This window comes from Rhizobium sp. WSM4643 (genome assembly GCF_025152745.1).
Taxonomy (GTDB): domain Bacteria; phylum Pseudomonadota; class Alphaproteobacteria; order Rhizobiales; family Rhizobiaceae; genus Rhizobium; species Rhizobium leguminosarum_I.
This window is the reverse complement of the sequence record NZ_CP104041.1, coordinates 381313-400080: the sequence shown is the minus strand read 5'-3', so window position 1 is coordinate 400080 and position 18768 is coordinate 381313. Positions and strand designations below refer to the sequence as shown.

General features: G+C 60.9%; 15 protein-coding genes. 6 read left to right on the top strand and 9 right to left on the bottom strand.

What is annotated here, in order from left to right; all coding sequences use genetic code 11:
* Positions 1–25 precede the first annotated feature (25 nt).
* From N1937_RS25765 to N1937_RS25755, 3 genes are read right to left on the bottom strand one after another with little or no spacing between them, the layout of a single operon-like run.
* On the bottom strand, positions 26–787 hold the full coding sequence (locus N1937_RS25765) for an electron transfer flavoprotein subunit beta/FixA family protein (protein ID WP_260059208.1): 762 nt from the start codon (positions 785–787) through the stop codon (positions 26–28).
* Between the two features lie 19 nt (positions 788–806).
* Positions 807–1412, bottom strand: coding sequence for a dimethylsulfoniopropionate lyase (locus N1937_RS25760; protein ID WP_260059206.1), 606 nt, complete (start codon positions 1410–1412; stop codon positions 807–809).
* 48 nt (positions 1413–1460) lie between these two features.
* Positions 1461–3497, bottom strand: a complete 2037-nt coding sequence (locus N1937_RS25755; protein ID WP_260059205.1) for an NADH:flavin oxidoreductase — start codon at positions 3495–3497, stop codon at positions 1461–1463.
* Positions 3498–3642: 145 nt separating this feature from the next.
* Between N1937_RS25755 and N1937_RS25750 the strand changes: the two genes are divergently transcribed.
* From N1937_RS25750 to N1937_RS25725, 6 genes are all read left to right on the top strand, one after another.
* Positions 3643–4272, top strand: a complete 630-nt coding sequence (locus N1937_RS25750) for a TetR/AcrR family transcriptional regulator (RefSeq protein WP_260059204.1) — start codon at positions 3643–3645, stop codon at positions 4270–4272.
* Positions 4273–4283: 11 nt separating this feature from the next.
* Positions 4284–5078, top strand: a complete 795-nt coding sequence (locus N1937_RS25745) for a pyrroline-5-carboxylate reductase family protein (RefSeq protein WP_260059203.1) — start codon at positions 4284–4286, stop codon at positions 5076–5078.
* 67 nt (positions 5079–5145) lie between these two features.
* Entirely contained in the window at positions 5146–6147 is a 1002-nt protein-coding gene (locus N1937_RS25740; protein WP_017967582.1) for an ABC transporter substrate-binding protein, read from the top strand.
* Between the two features lie 207 nt (positions 6148–6354).
* Positions 6355–7242 carry an ABC transporter permease gene (locus tag N1937_RS25735; RefSeq protein WP_170256650.1) on the top strand — a complete coding sequence of 296 codons (888 nt, stop codon included), beginning with the start codon at positions 6355–6357 and terminating at the stop codon, positions 7240–7242.
* The gene (locus tag N1937_RS25730) at positions 7235–8314 is read left to right on the top strand and encodes a quaternary amine ABC transporter ATP-binding protein (protein WP_260059202.1); all 1080 of its coding nucleotides are present in this window, start codon (positions 7235–7237) and stop codon (positions 8312–8314) included. The genes N1937_RS25735 and N1937_RS25730 overlap by 8 nt, the downstream gene beginning before the upstream one ends.
* A gap of 1085 nt (positions 8315–9399) precedes the next feature.
* On the top strand, positions 9400–10401 hold the full coding sequence (locus N1937_RS25725; protein WP_260059200.1) for an AraC family transcriptional regulator: 1002 nt from the start codon (positions 9400–9402) through the stop codon (positions 10399–10401).
* A 51-nt stretch (positions 10402–10452) separates the two neighbouring features.
* On the opposite strand, the gene N1937_RS25720 is transcribed toward N1937_RS25725, so the two are convergent.
* The 6 genes from N1937_RS25720 to N1937_RS25695 form a co-directional block, all read right to left on the bottom strand.
* Positions 10453–10737, bottom strand: a complete 285-nt coding sequence (locus N1937_RS25720) for a hypothetical protein (RefSeq protein ID WP_260059198.1) — start codon at positions 10735–10737, stop codon at positions 10453–10455.
* Positions 10734–13019, bottom strand: a complete 2286-nt coding sequence (locus tag N1937_RS25715; protein WP_260059196.1) for an FdhF/YdeP family oxidoreductase — start codon at positions 13017–13019, stop codon at positions 10734–10736. The genes N1937_RS25720 and N1937_RS25715 overlap by 4 nt, the downstream gene beginning before the upstream one ends.
* 81 nt (positions 13020–13100) lie before the next feature.
* Entirely contained in the window at positions 13101–15029 is a 1929-nt protein-coding gene (locus N1937_RS25710) for a diguanylate cyclase (RefSeq protein ID WP_260059195.1), read from the bottom strand.
* A gap of 236 nt (positions 15030–15265) precedes the next feature.
* Positions 15266–16705 carry a coniferyl aldehyde dehydrogenase gene (locus N1937_RS25705; protein ID WP_260059193.1) on the bottom strand — a complete coding sequence of 480 codons (1440 nt, stop codon included), beginning with the start codon at positions 16703–16705 and terminating at the stop codon, positions 15266–15268.
* 21 nt (positions 16706–16726) lie between these two features.
* Positions 16727–17833 carry an NAD(P)-dependent alcohol dehydrogenase gene (locus N1937_RS25700; protein WP_260059192.1) on the bottom strand — a complete coding sequence of 369 codons (1107 nt, stop codon included), beginning with the start codon at positions 17831–17833 and terminating at the stop codon, positions 16727–16729.
* 57 nt (positions 17834–17890) lie between these two features.
* Entirely contained in the window at positions 17891–18715 is an 825-nt protein-coding gene (locus tag N1937_RS25695; protein ID WP_260059707.1) for a p-hydroxycinnamoyl CoA hydratase/lyase, read from the bottom strand.
* Positions 18716–18768: the final 53 nt, after the last annotated feature.

Sequence of the window (18768 nt, the reverse complement as noted above, 5' to 3'; positions counted from 1 at the left end):
GATATTGGCTCCTGTTCCCAGCTGATTACAGCACGCCGGCTTCGTTTTTGAGCTTGTCGATCAGTTCGGCGACCGACTTGACCTTGACGCCGGCCTTGCGGCCTGACGGTTCCTCGGTCTTCAACACTTTGAGATGCGGTGTGGTGGAGACACCGAAGTCGCCGGGCGTCTTCTTGTCGAGCGGCTTCTTCTTCGCCTTCATGATATTCGGCAGCGAGGCATAGCGCGGTTCGTTCAAGCGCAGATCTGATGTGACGACCGCCGGCAGCTTGATCTCGATCGTCTGCAGGCCGCCATCGACTTCGCGGGTGACGGTTGCTTTGCCCCCAGAACCAGAGGCTTGGATCTCGATCTTCGAGGCGAAGGTTGCTTGGGCAATTCCCATCAGTGCTGCCAGCATCTGGCCGGTCTGGTTGCTGTCGTCGTCGATCGCCTGCTTGCCTGATATGATCAGCCCCGGCTGTTCGGCATCGGCGACAGCCTTGAGGATCTTGGCAACGGTGAGCGGCTCGATCTGATCGTCGGTCTCGACCAGGATCGCCCGATCGGCACCCATCGCAAGGGCGGTCCGCAGCGTCTCCTCGGCTTTGGCCGGACCGATCGACACCACCACCACTTCCTCGCACTTGCCGGCTTCCCTCAGCCGCAGCGCCTCTTCCACCGAGATCTCGTCGAACGGGTTCATCGACATCTTCACATTGGCGAGCTCGACACCCGTGCCATCCGGCTTCACCCGGATCTTCACGTTGTAGTCGACAACCCGTTTGACTGGGACGAGAATTTTCATGGGCAACCCCCCTATACTTCTAAACTGCTGGCCGTTCGGCAAGTAATACCCAGAAGGCAAAGAACGGCGTGTCGACCGACCTCATGGCGTGTTTGATGCCAGGGATATTGTAGAAGGATCCGCCGATTCCTGGCGAAAACCAGTCACGCTCCCCCTGCTGGAACTCTCCCTCGGAAAGCACGAGATAGACTTCCTCGGGCGCATGATCGTGATCCGGATAGCGCACGTGAGGCGCCATCAACGTCACGCCGATCCACAGGTCGCTCCGCTCTTCCAATCCTCCCGGGCCGATAATCATGGCATTGGCATGCCCATCGACAAAATTGTCGCTGGCCGTGTGGTCATACTTGGTGCGCCGATGCCATTCAAGCATTGGCTCGACGCCTTTGAACCCCTCGATCAAACGCGTCAGCGAAGGATAGGACGTATCGAAGGAAAGCGCCACATCAAGCTGAGCACACACGGGCAATCGGCTTCCCGGCCCCGTACGCGCGATCCCTGGGCGCTCCAGCGCCGCAAAAATCTGACGAACCGAACGGCGGGCTTCCGGGGCCTTGGCGAACTGGTCGAAAGCCGCGAAAGCCGCATCCAGGAAGATCTGGAGGCTTTCATTGCGTAACCTCATGTCATCACCTCCCGAGACGATCGACCAGCAAGCGGTCCACTGTAGCGATTAGATATCTTTCGCGATGCGCAGCCCGTCATAGACGGCCGCATGCGTGTTGCGTGCGGCGACCGCATCGCCGATCCGGAACAGCTGGAACTTGCCATCAGGATTGCGAATGACGGACTGAGGTTCTCCGGAAAGAAGCTGGTCGTGCGACATCTCGCCGAGATTGCTCGAGCTGGGTTTCAGTTCGAAATAGAGCTCATCGAGCGGAATGGTCCCATGATTGACGACGATCTGGTCGAAGCTGTGCTGCTTGGCAATCCCGCCGTAATCGCTGCCGATATGGGCGACGAGCTGGTTGCCGCTCTTCTCGACGGCCTCGAGACGATAGGTGACGGTGAAGGTCACGTCGTGCTTCTGCAGGGACCGCATATAGGGCACCAGATTCATGGCCATGACCTCGGGCGCGAAGGACCGGTCCGGCGTCATGATCTCGACCTTGGCGCCTGCCTGGGCGAGGAACTCCGCTGCCTGGAGGCCGGCATGGTCGCCGGCATCGTCGAAGATCAGCACGTTGGTTCCAGGCTTCACGTCGCCGGAGATGATGTCCCATGACGAGACCACCAACTCGTTGCCGCTGGCGAGAACCTCGGTATGCGGCAGGCCGCCGGTCGCGATGATGACGACATCGGGGTTCTCGGCTCCGATCGTGTCCGCTTCGGCCCAGGTGTTGAAGTGGAAGGTGACGTCGTATTTCTCGCACTGGCTCATGCGCCAGTCGATGATGCTGATCATCTCCCTGCGGCGCTCGCTTTGGGCGGTGAGGCGGATCTGACCGCCGGGATTGTTCGCCGCTTCGAAAACGACGACTTGGTGGCCGCGTTCTCCGGCGACGCGCGCCGCTTCCAGACCGGCCGGGCCGGCGCCGACGATGACGACCTTTTTCTTGAAGTCGGCCCTCGCCACGATGTGCGGCATGGTCAGTTCGCGGCCGGTGGCGGCATTGTGGATACAGAAGGCGGCGCCGCCCTGGTAGATGCGATCGAGACAGTAATTGGCGCCGACGCAGGGACGAATATCGTCTTCGCGCTTTTCGATGATCTTGCGGACGATGTGCGGGTCGGTCATGTGGGCGCGCGTCATGCCGACCATGTCGACCTTGCCGGAGGCGATCGCGTGGCGCGCGGTGGCGACGTCAGGGATTTTCGCCGCATGGAAGGTCGGGAAATTGGTTGCGGCGCGAATTTCGCCGGCGAAATCGAGATGCGGTGAATTCGCCATGCCCTGGATCGGGATCACGTCGGTCAGACCCGCATCGGTATCGATGTGGCCGCGAATGACGTTCAGGTAATCGATGAGGCCGCTTGCCTTCAGACGCCTGGAGATTTCGATGCCGTCGCCCTTGCCGGTACCGCCGGGAAGACATTCGTCGGCGGTATAGCGCACGCCCAGAATGAAGTCGTTCCCCACCCTTTGCCGGATCGCCTTGAAGACGTCGAAGCAGAACCGCAAACGGTTATCGAGCGAGCCGCCATAGGGACCGTCAAGCTCATTGGTGAGCGGAGACGTGAACTGATCGATCAGGTGGCCGTAGGCTTCCAGTTCGACACCGTCCATGCCGCCTGCCTTCATGCGCTCCGCAGCATCGGCGAAATCCTTGATGATGCGCTCGATGTCCCAATCTTCCATCTTCTTCGGGAAGGAGCGGTGGGAAGCCTCGCGATGATGCGACGGCGCCACCACCGGCAGCCAGTCGCCCTTGTCCCAGCGCGTGCGCCGGCCGAGATGGGTGAGCTGGATCATGATCGCCGCACCCTCTTCATGCACGGCGTCGGTCATTTCCCTGACCCAGGGCACGATCTCGTCCTTATAGGCGAGCAGGTTGTTGAAGACCGGCGGGCTGTCCCTGGAAACCGCGGCCGAGCCAGCCGTCATCGTCAAGGCCACGCCGCCCTTTGCCCGCTCCACCGTATAGGCGCGATACCTCTCCTTTGGCATGCCGTCCTCCGGATAAGCCGGCTCGTGGGAGGTCACGATGATACGGTTGCGCAGCGTCAGATGCTTGAGCTGATAGGGCTGAAGAAGGGGATCGTTCGACATAGGCCGTGGTTCCGGATTAAAATATCTAAGGGACGCTAAGCATAATGTACATATGTGTCAATATCGAAAACATCAGGGTCGACGCTTTCGACACTAATGTACATTTTTCTTGCGCGCAGCTTCACAATTTGATAGGAGATGATCCATGGATCAGGCTTTGAATGATACAGGCTGGCGCGGATCACAGGAGGGATGGCTGGAAGCAGCATACCACTCGCTGCTGGATTCCGGCGTGGATTCGGTGAAAATTCTGCCGCTGGCGAAGAAGCTCAACCTCTCGCGCACGAGCTTCTACTGGTTCTTCAAGGACCGGGAGGAACTGCTGGCCGAGCTCGTGGCGCGCTGGCGCGACAAAAACACCGGCAACATCGTCAAGCAGTCCGAAGCCTATGCGGAATCGCTCGCCGAGGCGATGCTCAACGTCTTCGATTGCTGGCTCAACAATGATCTGTTCGACGCCAGGTTCGAATTCGCCGTGCGCAGCTGGGCGCTGCAGTCCGACGAGATTCTTGCCGAGGTCCGGAAAGCCGATCAGCTCCGACTTGATGCGCTCAAGCGGATGTTTATCCGGTTCGGGCTGCCAGAAGCGACATCAGATGTCCGAGCGCGAACAACGTACCTCGTGCAGATCGGATACATCTCTATGCAAGCCAAGGAGGAACTCGCCGTCCGCATGAAACGGATTCCCGAATATATCGCCATCTACACCGGCGAAGTGCCGCAGCAGAGGGAGCTCGATCGCTTCTTCTCCCGGCATGGTTATAGGCCGGGTTAGGGAAGGCCGGGATGAGCGTTTCCTTGAGGATCGGAATCATTGGCGGCGGCGGCTGGCTTGGCGGAGCAATCGCCGGCTCGATCCTTGGTGCCGCCCTGGTCGAACCTCGAAACCTCTCCCTCTCTTATCGCAGCGAGCAGCCGCGCCGCTTTCCGAATTCTTTCCTGACCACCGACAATCAGGCTCTTGCCGACCGTTCGGACGTGATCCTTCTCTCCGTCCGTCCTGATGACTGGCATGCTCTTGATGTCGATGCCGGTGGCAAGCTGGTCATCTCGGTCATGGCGGGCATCCGCCTGGACGCACTTTCCGAGCGCCACAACACCGGTCGCGTCGTCCGCGCTTTGCCGAACGCCGCCGCCGAAGTCGCCAAATCCTATACGCCGTGGATTGGCGCGAGCAATGTCACCGAAGACGACCGGGCGCTCGTCCGCGCGATTTTTCAGGCATGCGGATCTGAGGACGAGGTCGCAGGGGAAAGCGACATCGATTACCTCACCGGCCTTTCCGGGTCCGGGCCGGCTTTCCCGGCGCTGCTCGCCGCCGCCATGATGCGCGACGCCGTCGCAAACGGCCTGCCGGCGGAGATTGCGCGCCGCGCCGTCAACACGGTGATCACAGGCGCCGGCCGCTTGCTGGAGCGCCGCGACGAATGTCCCGATGACGTCGTTCAAACCTTTGTCGGCTATCGCGGCACCACTGCGGCGGCCATCGAAGGCATGCGCGCTGCCGGGTTCGACGCTTCGGTCGCGAAGGGACTATCGGCGGCATTCAAGAAATCGGTGAGTATGGGAGAGGCTTCCTGACAACCGTTGGAGCGGGTCCTGCGGCGCCCCGCTTAGCAAAACCGGCCGCTAAACAGAGGGAACGAGAATGAAAAAACTACTCGCATCGACATGTCTGACGTTCGGCCTGATCGGCGGGGCGTCTTTCGCCAGCGCCGCCGAATGCGGCACTGTCACCATCGCCAGCATGAACTGGCAGAGTGCGGAGGTTCTCTCCAACCTCGACAAGTTCATCCTGAACGAAGGTTACGGCTGCCAAGCGGAAATCACCGTCGGCGATACCGTTCCGACGATCACCTCGATGGCTGAAAAGGGCCAGCCGGATATCGCGCCGGAAGCCTGGATCGACCTGCTGCCCGATGTCGTCAAGAAGGGAACGGAAGAAGGCCGGATCGTCCAAGTCGGCTCTCCGCTGCCCGATGGCGGCGTGCAGGGCTGGTGGATTCCCAAATATCTGGCCGACGCCCATCCCGACATCAAGACCATCGGCGACGTGCTGAAGCATCCAGAACTCTTCCCCGCTCCCGAGGATCCGAAGAAGGGCGCGATCTACAACGGACCGCAGGGCTGGGGCGGCACCGTGGTGACCACACAGCTCTACAAGGCCTTCGAAGCCGACAAGGCCGGCTTCACCCTCGTCGATACCGGCTCGGCTGCCGGCCTCGATGGTTCGATCTCCAAGGCCTACGAACGCAAGGAAGGCTGGGCCGGCTATTACTGGGCGCCGACCGCGCTGCTCGGCAAATATCAGATGGTCAAGCTGGAAGCCGGCGTGCCGAACGACCCCGCCGAATGGAAGCGCTGCAATACCGTTGCCGATTGCCCCGATCCGAAGCCGAACGCATGGCCGGTCGACAAGATCGTCACCCTCGTTGCAAAGCCTTTCTCGGAAAAGGCCGGGCCCGAGGTGATGGACTATCTGGCGAAGCGCTCCTGGAGCAATGAAACGGTCAACAAGCTGATGGCCTGGATGACCGACAACCAGGCGACCGGCGAGGACGGCGCCAAGCACTTCCTCAAAGAAAACAAAGACCTCTGGACCAAGTGGGTTTCGCCTGAGGCAGCCACGAAGGTCGAAGCTGCGCTCTAGAACAGGATGATTTCAGGCCTGTTCGGCCTAAAATCTGAATCCTGTTCTAAGTTAAATAGTGAGAGCATGATGTCTGCGGAAACCGCTCACACTTTTCGGCATCATGCTCTAACGCCGACGACTGCGGTGCGCTTAACGCGCACCGCCTCTCGCTGCCGATAAAATCAAAAAGACTGCCACGGCTCTTTGAAGAAAAAGGGGAACCGAATGGAATGGTTTTATAAATTCCCGCATATGGATGACGACGCACTTCGCAATCTGAAGAAGGCGATCGATGACGGCTTTCGCGCATTTACCCGCAGCTATGGCGACGCGATCGAAAACCTCTTCTCCCCGCTGCAGCATTTCCTGATCGCCGCCGACCGCTTCATGACGCAGACGCCGTGGCCGATCATTACGGCAATCATCCTTGTCATCGCATGGTTTGCGAGCCGCAGCCTGAAGATCGTCTTCGGCTGTCTCGTGACACTGCTGCTGATCGGCTATTTCGACATGTGGGACGATACGATGCGGACGGTGTCGATGATCTTCGTCTGTACCGTGCTCTCCATCGCCATCGGCATCCCGATGGGGATCTTGATGGCGCGTTCCGACCGGCTGCAGCGCGTTATCAATCCGATCCTCGACGTCATGCAGACCATGCCGAGCTTCGTCTACCTCATTCCTGTGGTCATGCTGCTCGGCATCGGCAAAGTGCCGGGACTGATCGCCGTCGTCATCTACGCCATTCCGCCGATGATAAGGCTGACCGACCTCGGCATCCGCCTGGTCGACAAGGACGTGCTCGAGGCCGCCGATGCTTTCGGAACGTCGAGCGCGCAGAAGTTGTTCAAGGTTCAGTTGCCGCTGGCGCTTCCCACCATCATGGCCGGCATCAACCAGACCATCATGATGGCGCTGGCCATGGTGGTCGTCGCTTCGATGATCGGCGTCCAGGGCCTTGGCCAGCCGGTTCTGAAGGCCATTGCCAACCAGTACTTCACCTTGGGTATTTTCAACGGCCTTGCCATTGTCGGCATTGCCATCATCTTCGACCGGGTCAGCCAGGCGTATGGCAAGCGGCTCCAGAAGCATCGGGAGATCGTCCATGGCTGATCAACGTTTCGGCGGCATCAAGATCCGCCACCTCTACAAGATCTTCGGTCCCAACCCTGCCGCTCATGTCGATGCCGTCCAGAAAGGATTGTCGAAGACCGAGCTCAACGAAAAGCACGGCCACGTGCTCGGCCTGAAAGATATCAATCTCGAGATACCCTCGGGCCGTATCCAGGTCATCATGGGTCTTTCGGGTTCGGGCAAGTCGACGCTCATCCGCCACATCAATCGCCTGATCGATCCAACCGCCGGCGAAGTGCTTGTCGACGGCGTCGATGTCGTAAAAATGAACGAGACCGAATTGCGGACGTTTCGCCGGCACCAGACGGCCATGGTGTTTCAGAAGTTTGCGCTTCTGCCGCACCGAAATGTTCTCGACAATACCATCTTCGGCCTCGAAGTGCAGGGCATGGAGCGCTCGAAAGCCACCGACGTCGCCATGGGCTGGCTGGAGCGGGTCGGCCTGAAGGGCTTCGAGAGCAAATATCCCAACCAGCTATCGGGCGGCATGCAGCAGCGCGTCGGGCTGGCACGAGCCCTCTCGAACGATGCGCCGGTTCTGCTGATGGACGAAGCCTATTCGGCACTCGACCCTTTGATCCGTACGGATATGCAGACGGTCCTTCTCGACATTCAGAAGGAGATCAAGAAGACCATCGTCTTCATCACCCACGATCTCGACGAAGCCCTTCGGCTGGGCGATCAGATTGCGATCCTGCGCGATGGCGAAGTCATCCAGCAGGGCACCAGCCAGGACATCGTTCTGCGTCCGGCCGACGCCTACATCGCCAACTTCGTCAAGGAGGTCAATCGCGGCCGGGTCATCCAGGTCGATGCCGTCATGACATCCTTGCATTCCGGTGCGGTGCCAGGCGGATTGACGATTGCATCAGGAACGACCGTCGAAGAGGCCGTCCGGATGCTGGCATCGGCGCAGGACAACGATGCGAGGGTGATTTCGCCATCCGGGGAAGCATTGGGCCTTGTCACCTTCCGCCAGCTCGCGGGTGCGATGGTGAACTCGCAGGAGGCAGCTCCCCAACGCGATAGCGCCCTCTCGATCGCGCTCTGAAGCTGCGCTTGCGGCTGTCTCTCCGTTTCGTTGGCGACACCGATACCTGGCAGGTCGCCATCTCCGGAATTGGGAAGTCGGCCGCCTGGTGATTGGGGCGGGACGAGGGCTGGCGCTCGCTGACGATGAGCAACTGATGACGATTCTCTCGCCCGATCCCTTCCGAGCGCGGCGGCCGGCAGGCCGCACCGCGGAAGATACGGCTTGAGGCGAGTGCTTGCGTATACATTTTGCGCAGGAGCAGTCCAGACTGCGTAGCGAAAAGCCGATCGGGCGACAATATCGGCGCCTGACAATTGCTCCGTGGCTGGAGAATAATAAGATCATTCCTGACCAAGACCATGATGGTTTGCGGTCTCTAAGCCAAAAGGCCCGTCCATCCGTCGCCCCCAGAAGGATGGAAGGGATCATACATACGCACCCCATCCCGTGCGTATGCTTGCATGCCTGTCAGCCTGCCGAAGGCTCCTTAAACGGTCCACTATAAAACCTTCGGCAGGCGACTGCGCGGCTCTCGGATGGGAATTCCTACAAACTTCAGATGATGAGCGCGTCTCGGCAAGGTCGGGGCAGTTGAACCTGTGGCGTGGTGGCTACAGCTGCAAAATCGCGTCTTCAGCGCAATCCATTTACCAGCGGACTGCCGTCATAACCGGTAGCGCAAATCTTGCCAATCGCCGCACGTTCTGTCAGTTCCTGCCGTCTCGCAAAAACATCTGAGCTCTGCCGGAGCAATCGATAATGCAGTTAAAGGGTTGGTTTTTTTGACGCTTGCCACGCCCGAATTCGGGCTGGATCGGCTGCCGAAAGCCGCTGATCCGAGACCGACCACGCGGAAATCCACCTGCTCGGCGGCAAGCCGCTTCACTATAAGTTACAATCGTCTAATATACAGGCGAGCTCCGCCCATCCGCACCGTCTGCTGGCCCTGATGAAGCCCCGCGACGGCGGATGCATGACGACCGGCAAGACTGGCAGAGGTAGGCGCGCCGATCCGGCGCCCGCGCGGATCGCGCATCACACTGGCATCTCAGGGCGGTCAAGAAGGGCATGTCGAAACAGCCACATCGAACAATGGGAGCAGCATGACAGAAAATAGCACTGCCCCATTCTCATTTCGATTTAGCGGTTCGTCCTTCGACAACATGGTCGAAACGCTGGGGGGTGCTTTTGGCGCGTTTGATGCCGAGCCTGTCGGCCGCGCCCAGGACTTCCATTGGGGACTGGATTTCTCCGTCTGTGACAAGGCCGTTCTGCTGACGGGTTATCATGAGGCGGAGTTTCAGTTCAATATCGAGCCGACCGTCGATACGTCGGAGTATCTGTCGATTGTCGTGCCGCGCAGCGGCGGCATGGGGGTAACCTATGGATCGTCCCGCATTGCCGAGGCCGGGCAAGGAAAATTGCTTCTCTATAACAATTTCGAACCCGACAGCGTCATCATGCATGGGCAAGCGAACGTCATCGACGAGTTGCTGATCAACTGGCCCGTCATCCTCCAGACGATCGGCCAGACATTCGAGATGCCGTTCAGCGGCTCCCTCGACCTACTGCCGGAACTGGATCTGTCCAAGCCCGCCGGGCGGTTGATCGGCAACCTCACGGAAACGATTATCTTAGGCATGCGCGACGATGGCCCCTTGCTGCAGTCGCCGATCGCCATGGCGCATATGACGCAGGCGCTGGCCGATCTGGTCGTGCGCCTGGTGCCGCACCGGCTGTCGCATTTCCTGGAGAATGGCCCGTCCCTGATTGCCCCCCGGCACGTCCGCAGGGCGATCGAATTCATGCACGCCAATATCGAGCAGCCGATCACCATGCTGAAGGTGGCCGAAGCGGCCGGCGTATCCAGCCGGGCGCTCGAAACCGGTTTTCGTGCATTCAGGGGAACCTCTCCCGCCGCCTATCTGCTGACGCTTCGGCTGCGCGCCGCGCGCCAGGATCTCATCGATCCCGAGAGCAGGGAGACCATGAAGGCCATCTGCCTCAAATGGGGCTTCTTTCATTTCGGCCGGTTTTCCGCAGTCTACAAGACGACATACGGAGAATACCCCTCCGACACCAGGAAGCGCGTGATCGGTCGATAATGGCCTCAGCTTGCGGCGAGTACGCAGATAGCCGGCGCTGACACAGTGTATTTACGCCTCGTCCCGCGGCGGCAACGTGTAATGCACTCTCATGGTCCTCGGATCCCGCTTCACGATCCGCAGCAGGCCTTCGCGCTCCGCCAGGCCGTTGAGTTCCCTGAGCACGAGAGAATGCGCGATCCCCAGCTTGCGCGCAAAGGCGCGGCTGTCACGCGCAATCCCCAACTCCGCGGCGACAAGGAGACCGGCCTGTATGGATGTCAGCCTGATATCCCTGTCTTGCGCCGCAGCGACGAGGGCAAGAAAGCGATCGGCCTCTGACGCCTCCTCGCTCACGCAGCTTTTCGCCGGCGGAAGGAAACCATGATGGATTTCGAGGTCGGCGTATCGCTTTCCCGACCGGCGCTGCCGAGCGGCACGAGCACGTTCAGTTCGGGATAATAACCCGCTATGCTTCCCCGCGGAATATCATAGGGCACAAAGCGGAAATTCTCAGCGATGCGCTCGATATCGTCATCATGCTCGCCGACCACGTCGACCCGGTCACCGGCCCTGGCATTTATCGCCGTCAGGTCGGCCGGATGAATGAAGATGACCTGCCGCTCCCCGTAGACGCCGCGGTATCGGTCATCGAGACCATAGACGGTCGTATTGTATTGATCGTGTGACCGGAACGTCTGCAGGGCGAAACGCCCCTCGCCCTTTCGCGCCCGCTGATGCACCGTCTCTCCCGGAAGCGGATCAGATGAGAACGACGCCTTGCCTGTCGGCGTATCCCACTCCCTGTGGGCGGCGGTGTTGCGCAGGTGGAAACCGCGGGGCTTGCGCAGGCGCGTATTGTAGTTTTCGAAGCCTGGAATGGTCGCCTCGATATGATCGCGGATGCGGTCGTGGTCGTCGGCAAGCTCCGCCCAGGCGACCACGGCGGAGCCGACCGTTGCCTGTGCAATGCCGGCAATGATGGCGACTTCGGAGAGCAGATGCGGCGAAGCCGGTTGATTGATGCCGGCGGAACCATGCACCATGCTCATCGAATCCTCGACGCTTATGAGCTGTGAGTTGCCCGCCGCGTCCTCGGTGCGTCCGAGGCACGGCAGGATGAAGGCCGTCTCGCCGGGCATCACATGCGAATGATTGGGTTTGGTCGCGATATGCACCGTCAGTTTCAGCCGCCGCAGTGCCTTTTCAACGAGGGCGCTGTCGGGCGTGGCGCGGGCAAAATTGCCGCCAAGCCCGATGAAGGCCTCGGCCGAGCCGTCAAGCATTGCTCCGATCGCGGCAAGGACATTGTGACCATGTTCGCGGGGAACGGTAAAGCGGAAGTGCTTCTCCAGCGCATCGAGAAAATCGTCCGCCGGCTTTTCGTTGATGCCGACGGTGCGGTCACCCTGCACGTTGGAATGGCCGCGAACGGGGCAAAGGCCGGCACCGGGCTTGCCGATATTGCCGCGCAGGAACATGAAATCGGCGATCTCGCGGATCGTCGCGACGGAATGCAGATGCTGGGTCACACCCATTGCCCAGGTGCAGATCACCCGCTCGGCGCTGATATAGACATCGGCCGCCCGTTCGATCTCCTGCCGGCTCAGTCCCGATTGGTCCTCGATCTCTGCCCAGTTCGTCGCCGCGACCGCTGCCCGGTATTCCGCAAAACCCTCGCAGTGTTCGGCAAGAAATGCGTGGTCGAGAACGGAAGGCAGGCCGGCGGCGACGGCTGCTTCTTCCGCGGCCAGAACGGCCTTTGCCATCCCGCGCACCGCGGCCATGTCGCCGCCGAGTTGCGGCTGCAGATAAAGGCTGGCGATATCGGTCGAACCGCCGCGCAGCATCTCGACCTTGTCCTGCGGGTCGGAGAAGCGCTCCAGCCCACGTTCGCGGATGGGATTGAAGACGACGACGCGCGCGCCGCGGATCGCCGCCCGGCGCAAGTCGCCGAGCATCCTCGGATGGTTGGTGCCGGGGTTCTGCCCGATCACGAAGATCGCGTCGGCCTCCTCGAAATCCTCCAGCAACACGGTGCCCTTGCCCACACCGACCGCCTGACGCATGGCGATGCCGCTTGCCTCGTGGCACATGTTGGAGCAATCGGGAAAATTGTTGGTGCCGTAGATACGCACGAACAGCTGGTAGAGGAAGGCGGCCTCGTTGCTCGCCCGGCCCGACGTATAGAATTCCGCCCGGTTGGGATGATCGAGGCCTGTCAGAATGCTGCCAATTTCGGCAAAGGCATCCTCCCACGCGACCGGCAGGTAACGGTCGCTCGCCGCATCGTAGCGCATCGGGTGCGTGAGGCGGCCATTGAGTTCCAGTTCATAGTCCGTCAGCTGGCGAAGCTGCGATACCGTATTCTCCGCGAAGAAGGCCGGAGTTGCCCGTTTCTCCGTTGCCTCCCAGGCGACGGCCTTTACGCCGTTCTCGCAGAACTCGAACGACGATCCGTGCTCCGGATCGCCCCAGGCGCAGCCCGGGCAATCAAACCCATCCGGCTGGTTCGCCTTCAGCATCGTCCGCGCCCCTGAAATGGGCGTGCCGCTTTGAAGCAAACGCTTGCCGCAGCTCTTCAAAGCGCCCCAGCCGCCGGCTGCCGCCGATTTCTTACCAATGAATTTTGTGTCCATGCGCCCTGTATTGTCGAAGCGGGGAAAACATCAAGGGCGCACGAACGATGGCTCGATAGGAAAAACCTATCAAGGATCCGTCTACCCGACGTCCTTCATGGCGTGCCGCTCCTCGGGCGAATGTGCCAGGATGCGATTACGGCCTTGCGTCTTGGCGTCGTAGAGCGCGGCATCGGCCTCGGTTAGGAGGCGGTTCGGGTTGACCCTCAAGGTGGCTCCCGTCGCGCAGGATATGCCGATGCTGGCGGTCACCCGGCCGAATTCGCTGCCGGAATGAACGATATTCTCCTGGCTGAGGAGACGGGCGAATTGCTCGGCAACGATCATCGCGCCTTTCGCACTGGTTGCAGGCAGCAGAACCACGAATTCTTCTCCGCCGTAGCGCGCGACGATATCTGCCGGGCGGCTGACCGACTGGCGCAGGCACCTGCTGACGACACGCAGGCATTGGTCTCCGGCGGGATGACCATAGGTATCGTTATAGGCCTTGAAGCGGTCGATATCGACCATCAGAAGGCTGAACGGCGTGTTTTTCCTGGCGCTGCCTGCGGTTTCGCGCGCGAAAGCTTCGTCGAAGGCCCGGCGATTGACCATGCCGGTGAGCCCATCTGTCTCGGCGAGGTTCTTCAGCTGCTCCGCCGACAGCCTGAGCGCGATTTCCGCCTGCTTCGTCGCCGTGATGTCTGAGACAACGGCCATCGCCGTGCCGTCTTCCGCTAACCTTGTCCGGATGCTGCGCCAGTCGCCATTGTGAAGCTGAACCTCTTCGTCCTTGTTGCTGTGCAACGTAGCACTGACGGACCTGATCCACTCTTCGCGGTCATTATCCGGGATACCCGTGCGCTCGCCGGTTTCGGCAACGCGGCGAAGGATGTCGCTGATATGAGCGCCAACCACGCGGGCGTCTCCGGATAGCGGAAAGGCGGCGCGATACTGGTCGTTGCAAAAAACGAGAAAACCCTTGCTGTCGTACATGGCGATGCCATCGGACATGCCGGCCATCGCATGTGACAGCAGGTTCTTGCTCTTGCGCAATTCCCGCTCCAGAGCAGTCCGCTCCGTCACGTCACGCGTGACGCCGGCAAGGCCGATCACCCGTCCCTGCCTATCCTTCAGCGGCACCTTGGAGGCGAGCAGGTATCTGTCTTCGACACGCTCGACGGAGTCGATCAGGGGCACCCCGGTGTCCATGACCTGCTGTTCGAGATAATAAAATTCTTCGGCGCGCGGCCGCGACAGAAGATTGAAATCCGACAATCCGGTCATCTCCGCCGTGGTTCTGAAACGAAAAAGGCGGATCATATTTTCATTGACGGTGATGAACCGGCTGTTTCGGTCCTTCACGTAGAGATAGTCGGGCGACTGCGAAAACGCGGTCACCAAGATGCTTCGCTCGAGATCCCATTGCTGCGTCTTCAACAGAACGAAACCACACAGCACCGTCGCCAGGCAATTCAATACCGTCATCGGCAGACCGATGATGGCCAATACGCGGGCATGCACCAGGGTGGGAAGCACCGCCATCAAGACGATCAGTGCGGCGCCGAGCGCGAGGCTCAGCATCGCAACGTCCATAAGCTGGGGAGATCTCTTCCGGATCCAGACATTGACAGCCAGGCCGATCCCGGTCGCGACAGCAATTGCGATCAGGCCATCGATCATTGCCGTGCCGCCCACACAGAAGCGGAAAGCCAACGCCAGCGCCGCCGCAAAAGCCGCTGCGACCGGTCCGCCAAACATGCCTGCCAAAGCAAGCGGCGAGAAGCGCATGTCGATATAGATGCCGGGATTGACTTCGACGGCCAACAATATCGATCCGACGGAAGCGCAGCCGGCCACAATTCCGAAGGCGATTTTTTCCTGTGTGACCGAACGACGCTGAAATTGGATCGAGAAATGCGCCCAGAGCGAAATCGCCAGGCACACGAATGACAGGTTGCCACCGAATTGCGTCCAGATGCCATTCACTGCGTTGGATCCACCTTCCAATACGTCATCCGAACCAATCATAAGGCAATACTGGTTTGAGCTTCGTTAAGTCGCAGGACTGTCAGCCTATATTCGTCAGTAGTTGCGTCTGCAGGTCGGTCGGCAGCAATACGGCGATAGGAAAGCGGCGTCCGCGGCGACGATGAGGTATGGCACGCAGGCCCTGCTGCCAAATTTGACGACAGCGGATCACTCGCAAGCAGCCACCCATGCCGTCAGCAGCCGCGCTGCCGACGGCATCGTCCGCCACTTCTCTTCTACTTGCAGATCGCCGCCGCCAAGAAGCCGCGCATCGCCTCGCCATAAGGCGGCCGCATCATGTATTCCGCTTCCACCATCCTGCTCTGGTGATAGACGGCGCGCGGATGCGAGAAGGCGAGGAAGCCGAACTTGCCGTGATAGGCGCCCATGCCCGAATGACCGACGCCGCCGAAGGGCAGGCCTTCCGCCGTGACGTGGCTCATGCAGTCGTTGACCGTCACCCCGCCGGAGGTCGTATTGTCGAGGACGTGGGCCTCCTCTTGCTGATCCTGGCTGAAGTAATAGAGAGCGAGCGGGCGCGGCTTGGCATTGATACGATCGATGACGTCGGCGATATCGCGATAGGGAAGGACCGGCAGCACGGGTCCGAAGATTTCCTCCTGCAGCACGCGCATCCCTTCCGTCGGATCGAGGATCAGGGTCGGAGGCATGCGGTGGGCCGACTGCTGGGAGAAATTCTCTGCCGCCGGGTTGATCTCGACAATCCTCGCGCCCTTGGTCCTGGCATCGTCGATCAGGCCCTGGATACGGGCGTGATGGCGGGCATTGACGATCGAAGTGTAATCAGGATTTTCCTTCAGCGCCGGATACATCGCGCCGACCGCCGCGACCGCGTGCCCGGCAAAGGCCTCGACGCTTTCCTCGGGCACATAGACATGATCCGGTGCCAGGCAGATCTGGCCGGCATTCAGCGTCTTGACGGTCATGACGCGGCGCGCCGCGTCGGCGAGGTCGGCCGAGCGGCCGACGATGACCGGCGACTTGCCGCCGAGCTCAAGCGTCAGCGGCGTCAGGTTTTCCGCCGCCGCGCGCATGACATGATGGGCGATCGCGGTTCCGCCGGTGAAGATCAGATGGTCGAAGGCAAGTGATGTAAAGGCCGTGCCCGTCGCCGGTCCGCCCTGAACGACAGCGATTTCCGTTTCGTCGAAGGAGCCGGCGATGAGTTCCGCCATCAAGGCGGCAGAGGCCGGCGTCACCTCAGACGGCTTGATCATGGCGCGGTTGCCGGCGGCGAGAATGCCGGCAAGCGGCGCAAGGGCGAGCTGATAAGGGAAGTTCCACGGGCTGAGGATTCCGATAACCCCCTTCGGCTGGTATACCACTTCGGCCACCGCGTCCGGGAATAATGCCTCATGCTGCTCGGGCTTCAGCCATTCGGCAAGATGTGCCCTGGCATATTTGAGCGAACCGACGCAGGTAAAGACGTCGAGGAGCAGGCTCGCTTCGACGCTGCGGCTGCCGAAATCGTCCGACAGGGCAGCGGCAATCGCATCCTTATGGTCGACGAGAAGGGCGATGACGCGGTCGATGCGATCAATGCGGGTCTCAATGTTTGGCGGCCCTTCCCTCAGGAAAGACGCCCTTTGCCGGCCAAGCAGCGCCTTCATGACATCGGGGCTGGTATCGGTGGCGATTTGGGTGACGGTGTTCATTGTTTCCTCCCTTGAACGGTGTCAGAGGGCCGGCTGACGCACGACCGGTTTCAGCACGATGCCCTTTTCGGAATCCTCCACCGCCTGGTTAATGTCGGCGAAGTCATAGAAGGTGATGAGCCTGTCGAAAGGGAAGCGGCCCTGCCGATGCAGATCGATCAACAACGGGATCAGCACGTCGGGATTGGAATCGCCCTCGACGATGCCGCGGACCCGGCGCCCGCCGGACAGGATATGGGTGAGGTCGAGCGTCAGCGTCGCGCCATGCGGCGAGGCCCCGACGATGCCGCAGGTGCCGCGCGGCGCCAGCACCCGCACGCACTGGTCGATGACGACGGGCACGCCGGAGGCATCGATCGAATAATCGACGCCGGCGCCGGTCAGCGCCATGATCGCCGCAACCGCGTCGCTCGCCTTGCCGTTGACGATGTCGGTCGCGCCGAGTTCCGCGGCAAGTTCCAGCCGCGTCTCGTTGACGTCGACGGCGATGATCCGCGAAGCGCCGACGATCCGCGCCGCCATCACGGCGGCAAGACCGACGGAGCCCATGCCGAAAACCGCGAGCACTTTTCCCGGCTCGACCTTCAACGCGTTCATGACTGCGCCGGCGCCGGTCTGGATGCCGCAGGCAAGCGGCCCGAGCAGCGCCAGATCCGCATCCCCAGGCACTTTCACGATATTGCGTTCATGGCACAGCGCGTGGCTGGCAAAGGAGGATTGTCCGAATATATTGCCGTGAACCGGCTCACCCTCGCATGAAAGCCCGCTCGAACCATCGGCGCGCGTCCCGAAGAAATTGCGCGGGAAGAATTCGTGGCAATAGGTCTCCTGGTGATCGTTGCAGCTCGGGCAATGACCGCAGGAATTGAAGGTCATGACCACGTGATCGCCGGGCTTGACCTTGGCAACGCCCGGCCCGACGCGCTCGACGATGCCGGCGCCTTCATGGCCGAGCACGACCGGCTGCGGCACCGGCAGATGCTGGTCGCGCATGACGATATCGGTGTGGCAAACCCCTGTCGCCACGACGCGAACCAGGATTTCACCCTCGCGCGGCTCCTCCAGATCGAGCTTTTCCAGCGAAAATGGCGTATGCGGCGCACGCGCCACCGCGGCATGGATCTTCATTGCTTTCCTCCTCCCGATGATCGGCTCGCGAATGGCCCCGGCGAACCGGGCTCGTCCTCAGCGGCCGCGCTTGTAGGCGCCGAGCCCCGGTTGATAGGTCTTGTCGTCGAGGAACTGTTTCAGCCCCTCGTCGCGCCCCTTGGTCTTGTCAAGAAACAGCATCTGCTCCAGCTTGGCGTAGATGTAATCGTCGGCGAGATCCCAGGGCAGGTCGCGCACGCGCTTATAGGTGTCCTTGGCAGCCTTCAGCGTCACCGGGTTCTTTTCGAGCAGGCTGACGCAGATCTTGCGGACCCGGGTTTCTAGCTCCGCCAGCGGCACGGCCTCGTTGACGAGACCCATTTCCGCGGCCTTGCGCCCACCGAACAGTTCGCCGGTCATGATGTAATAGAGAGCATCGCGATGGCGCATCACTTCGGCGACCGCGCGGGTGACGTTGCCGCCCGGCAGAATGCCCCAGTTGATCTCGGAAAGGCCGAAATTCGCCTCCTCGGCGGCGATGGCGAGATCGCAGGAAACGAGCGGCGTGAAGGCGCCGCCGAAGCACCAGCCGTTGACCATGGCGATCGTCGGCTTTTCGAAATACATCAGCCGGCTCCACCAGCCGCCGGACTGCCGCCGCGCCTTCAGCGTCGCGCTGCGCGGCTTGTCGTCATTGTCGCGGAAATATTCCTTCAGATCCATGCCGGCCGACCAGGATTCGCCGGCGCCGCGCAGGACGAGGACGCCGCAGCGTTCGTCGCCCTCGAGCTCGTCGAGCACCTCGAGCATCCGGGCATTCAGGGCCGGGTTCATCGCATTGCGCTTTTCCGGGCGGTTGAGGGTGACGAAGGCGATGCCGTTATCGAATTCGACCAGAACCGGCGATTGCCTGTCAGTTATGTTCTCTTCAGTCATGAGGTTACTCCATGGGTTTCGGCGTGAGTGCCCGGGCC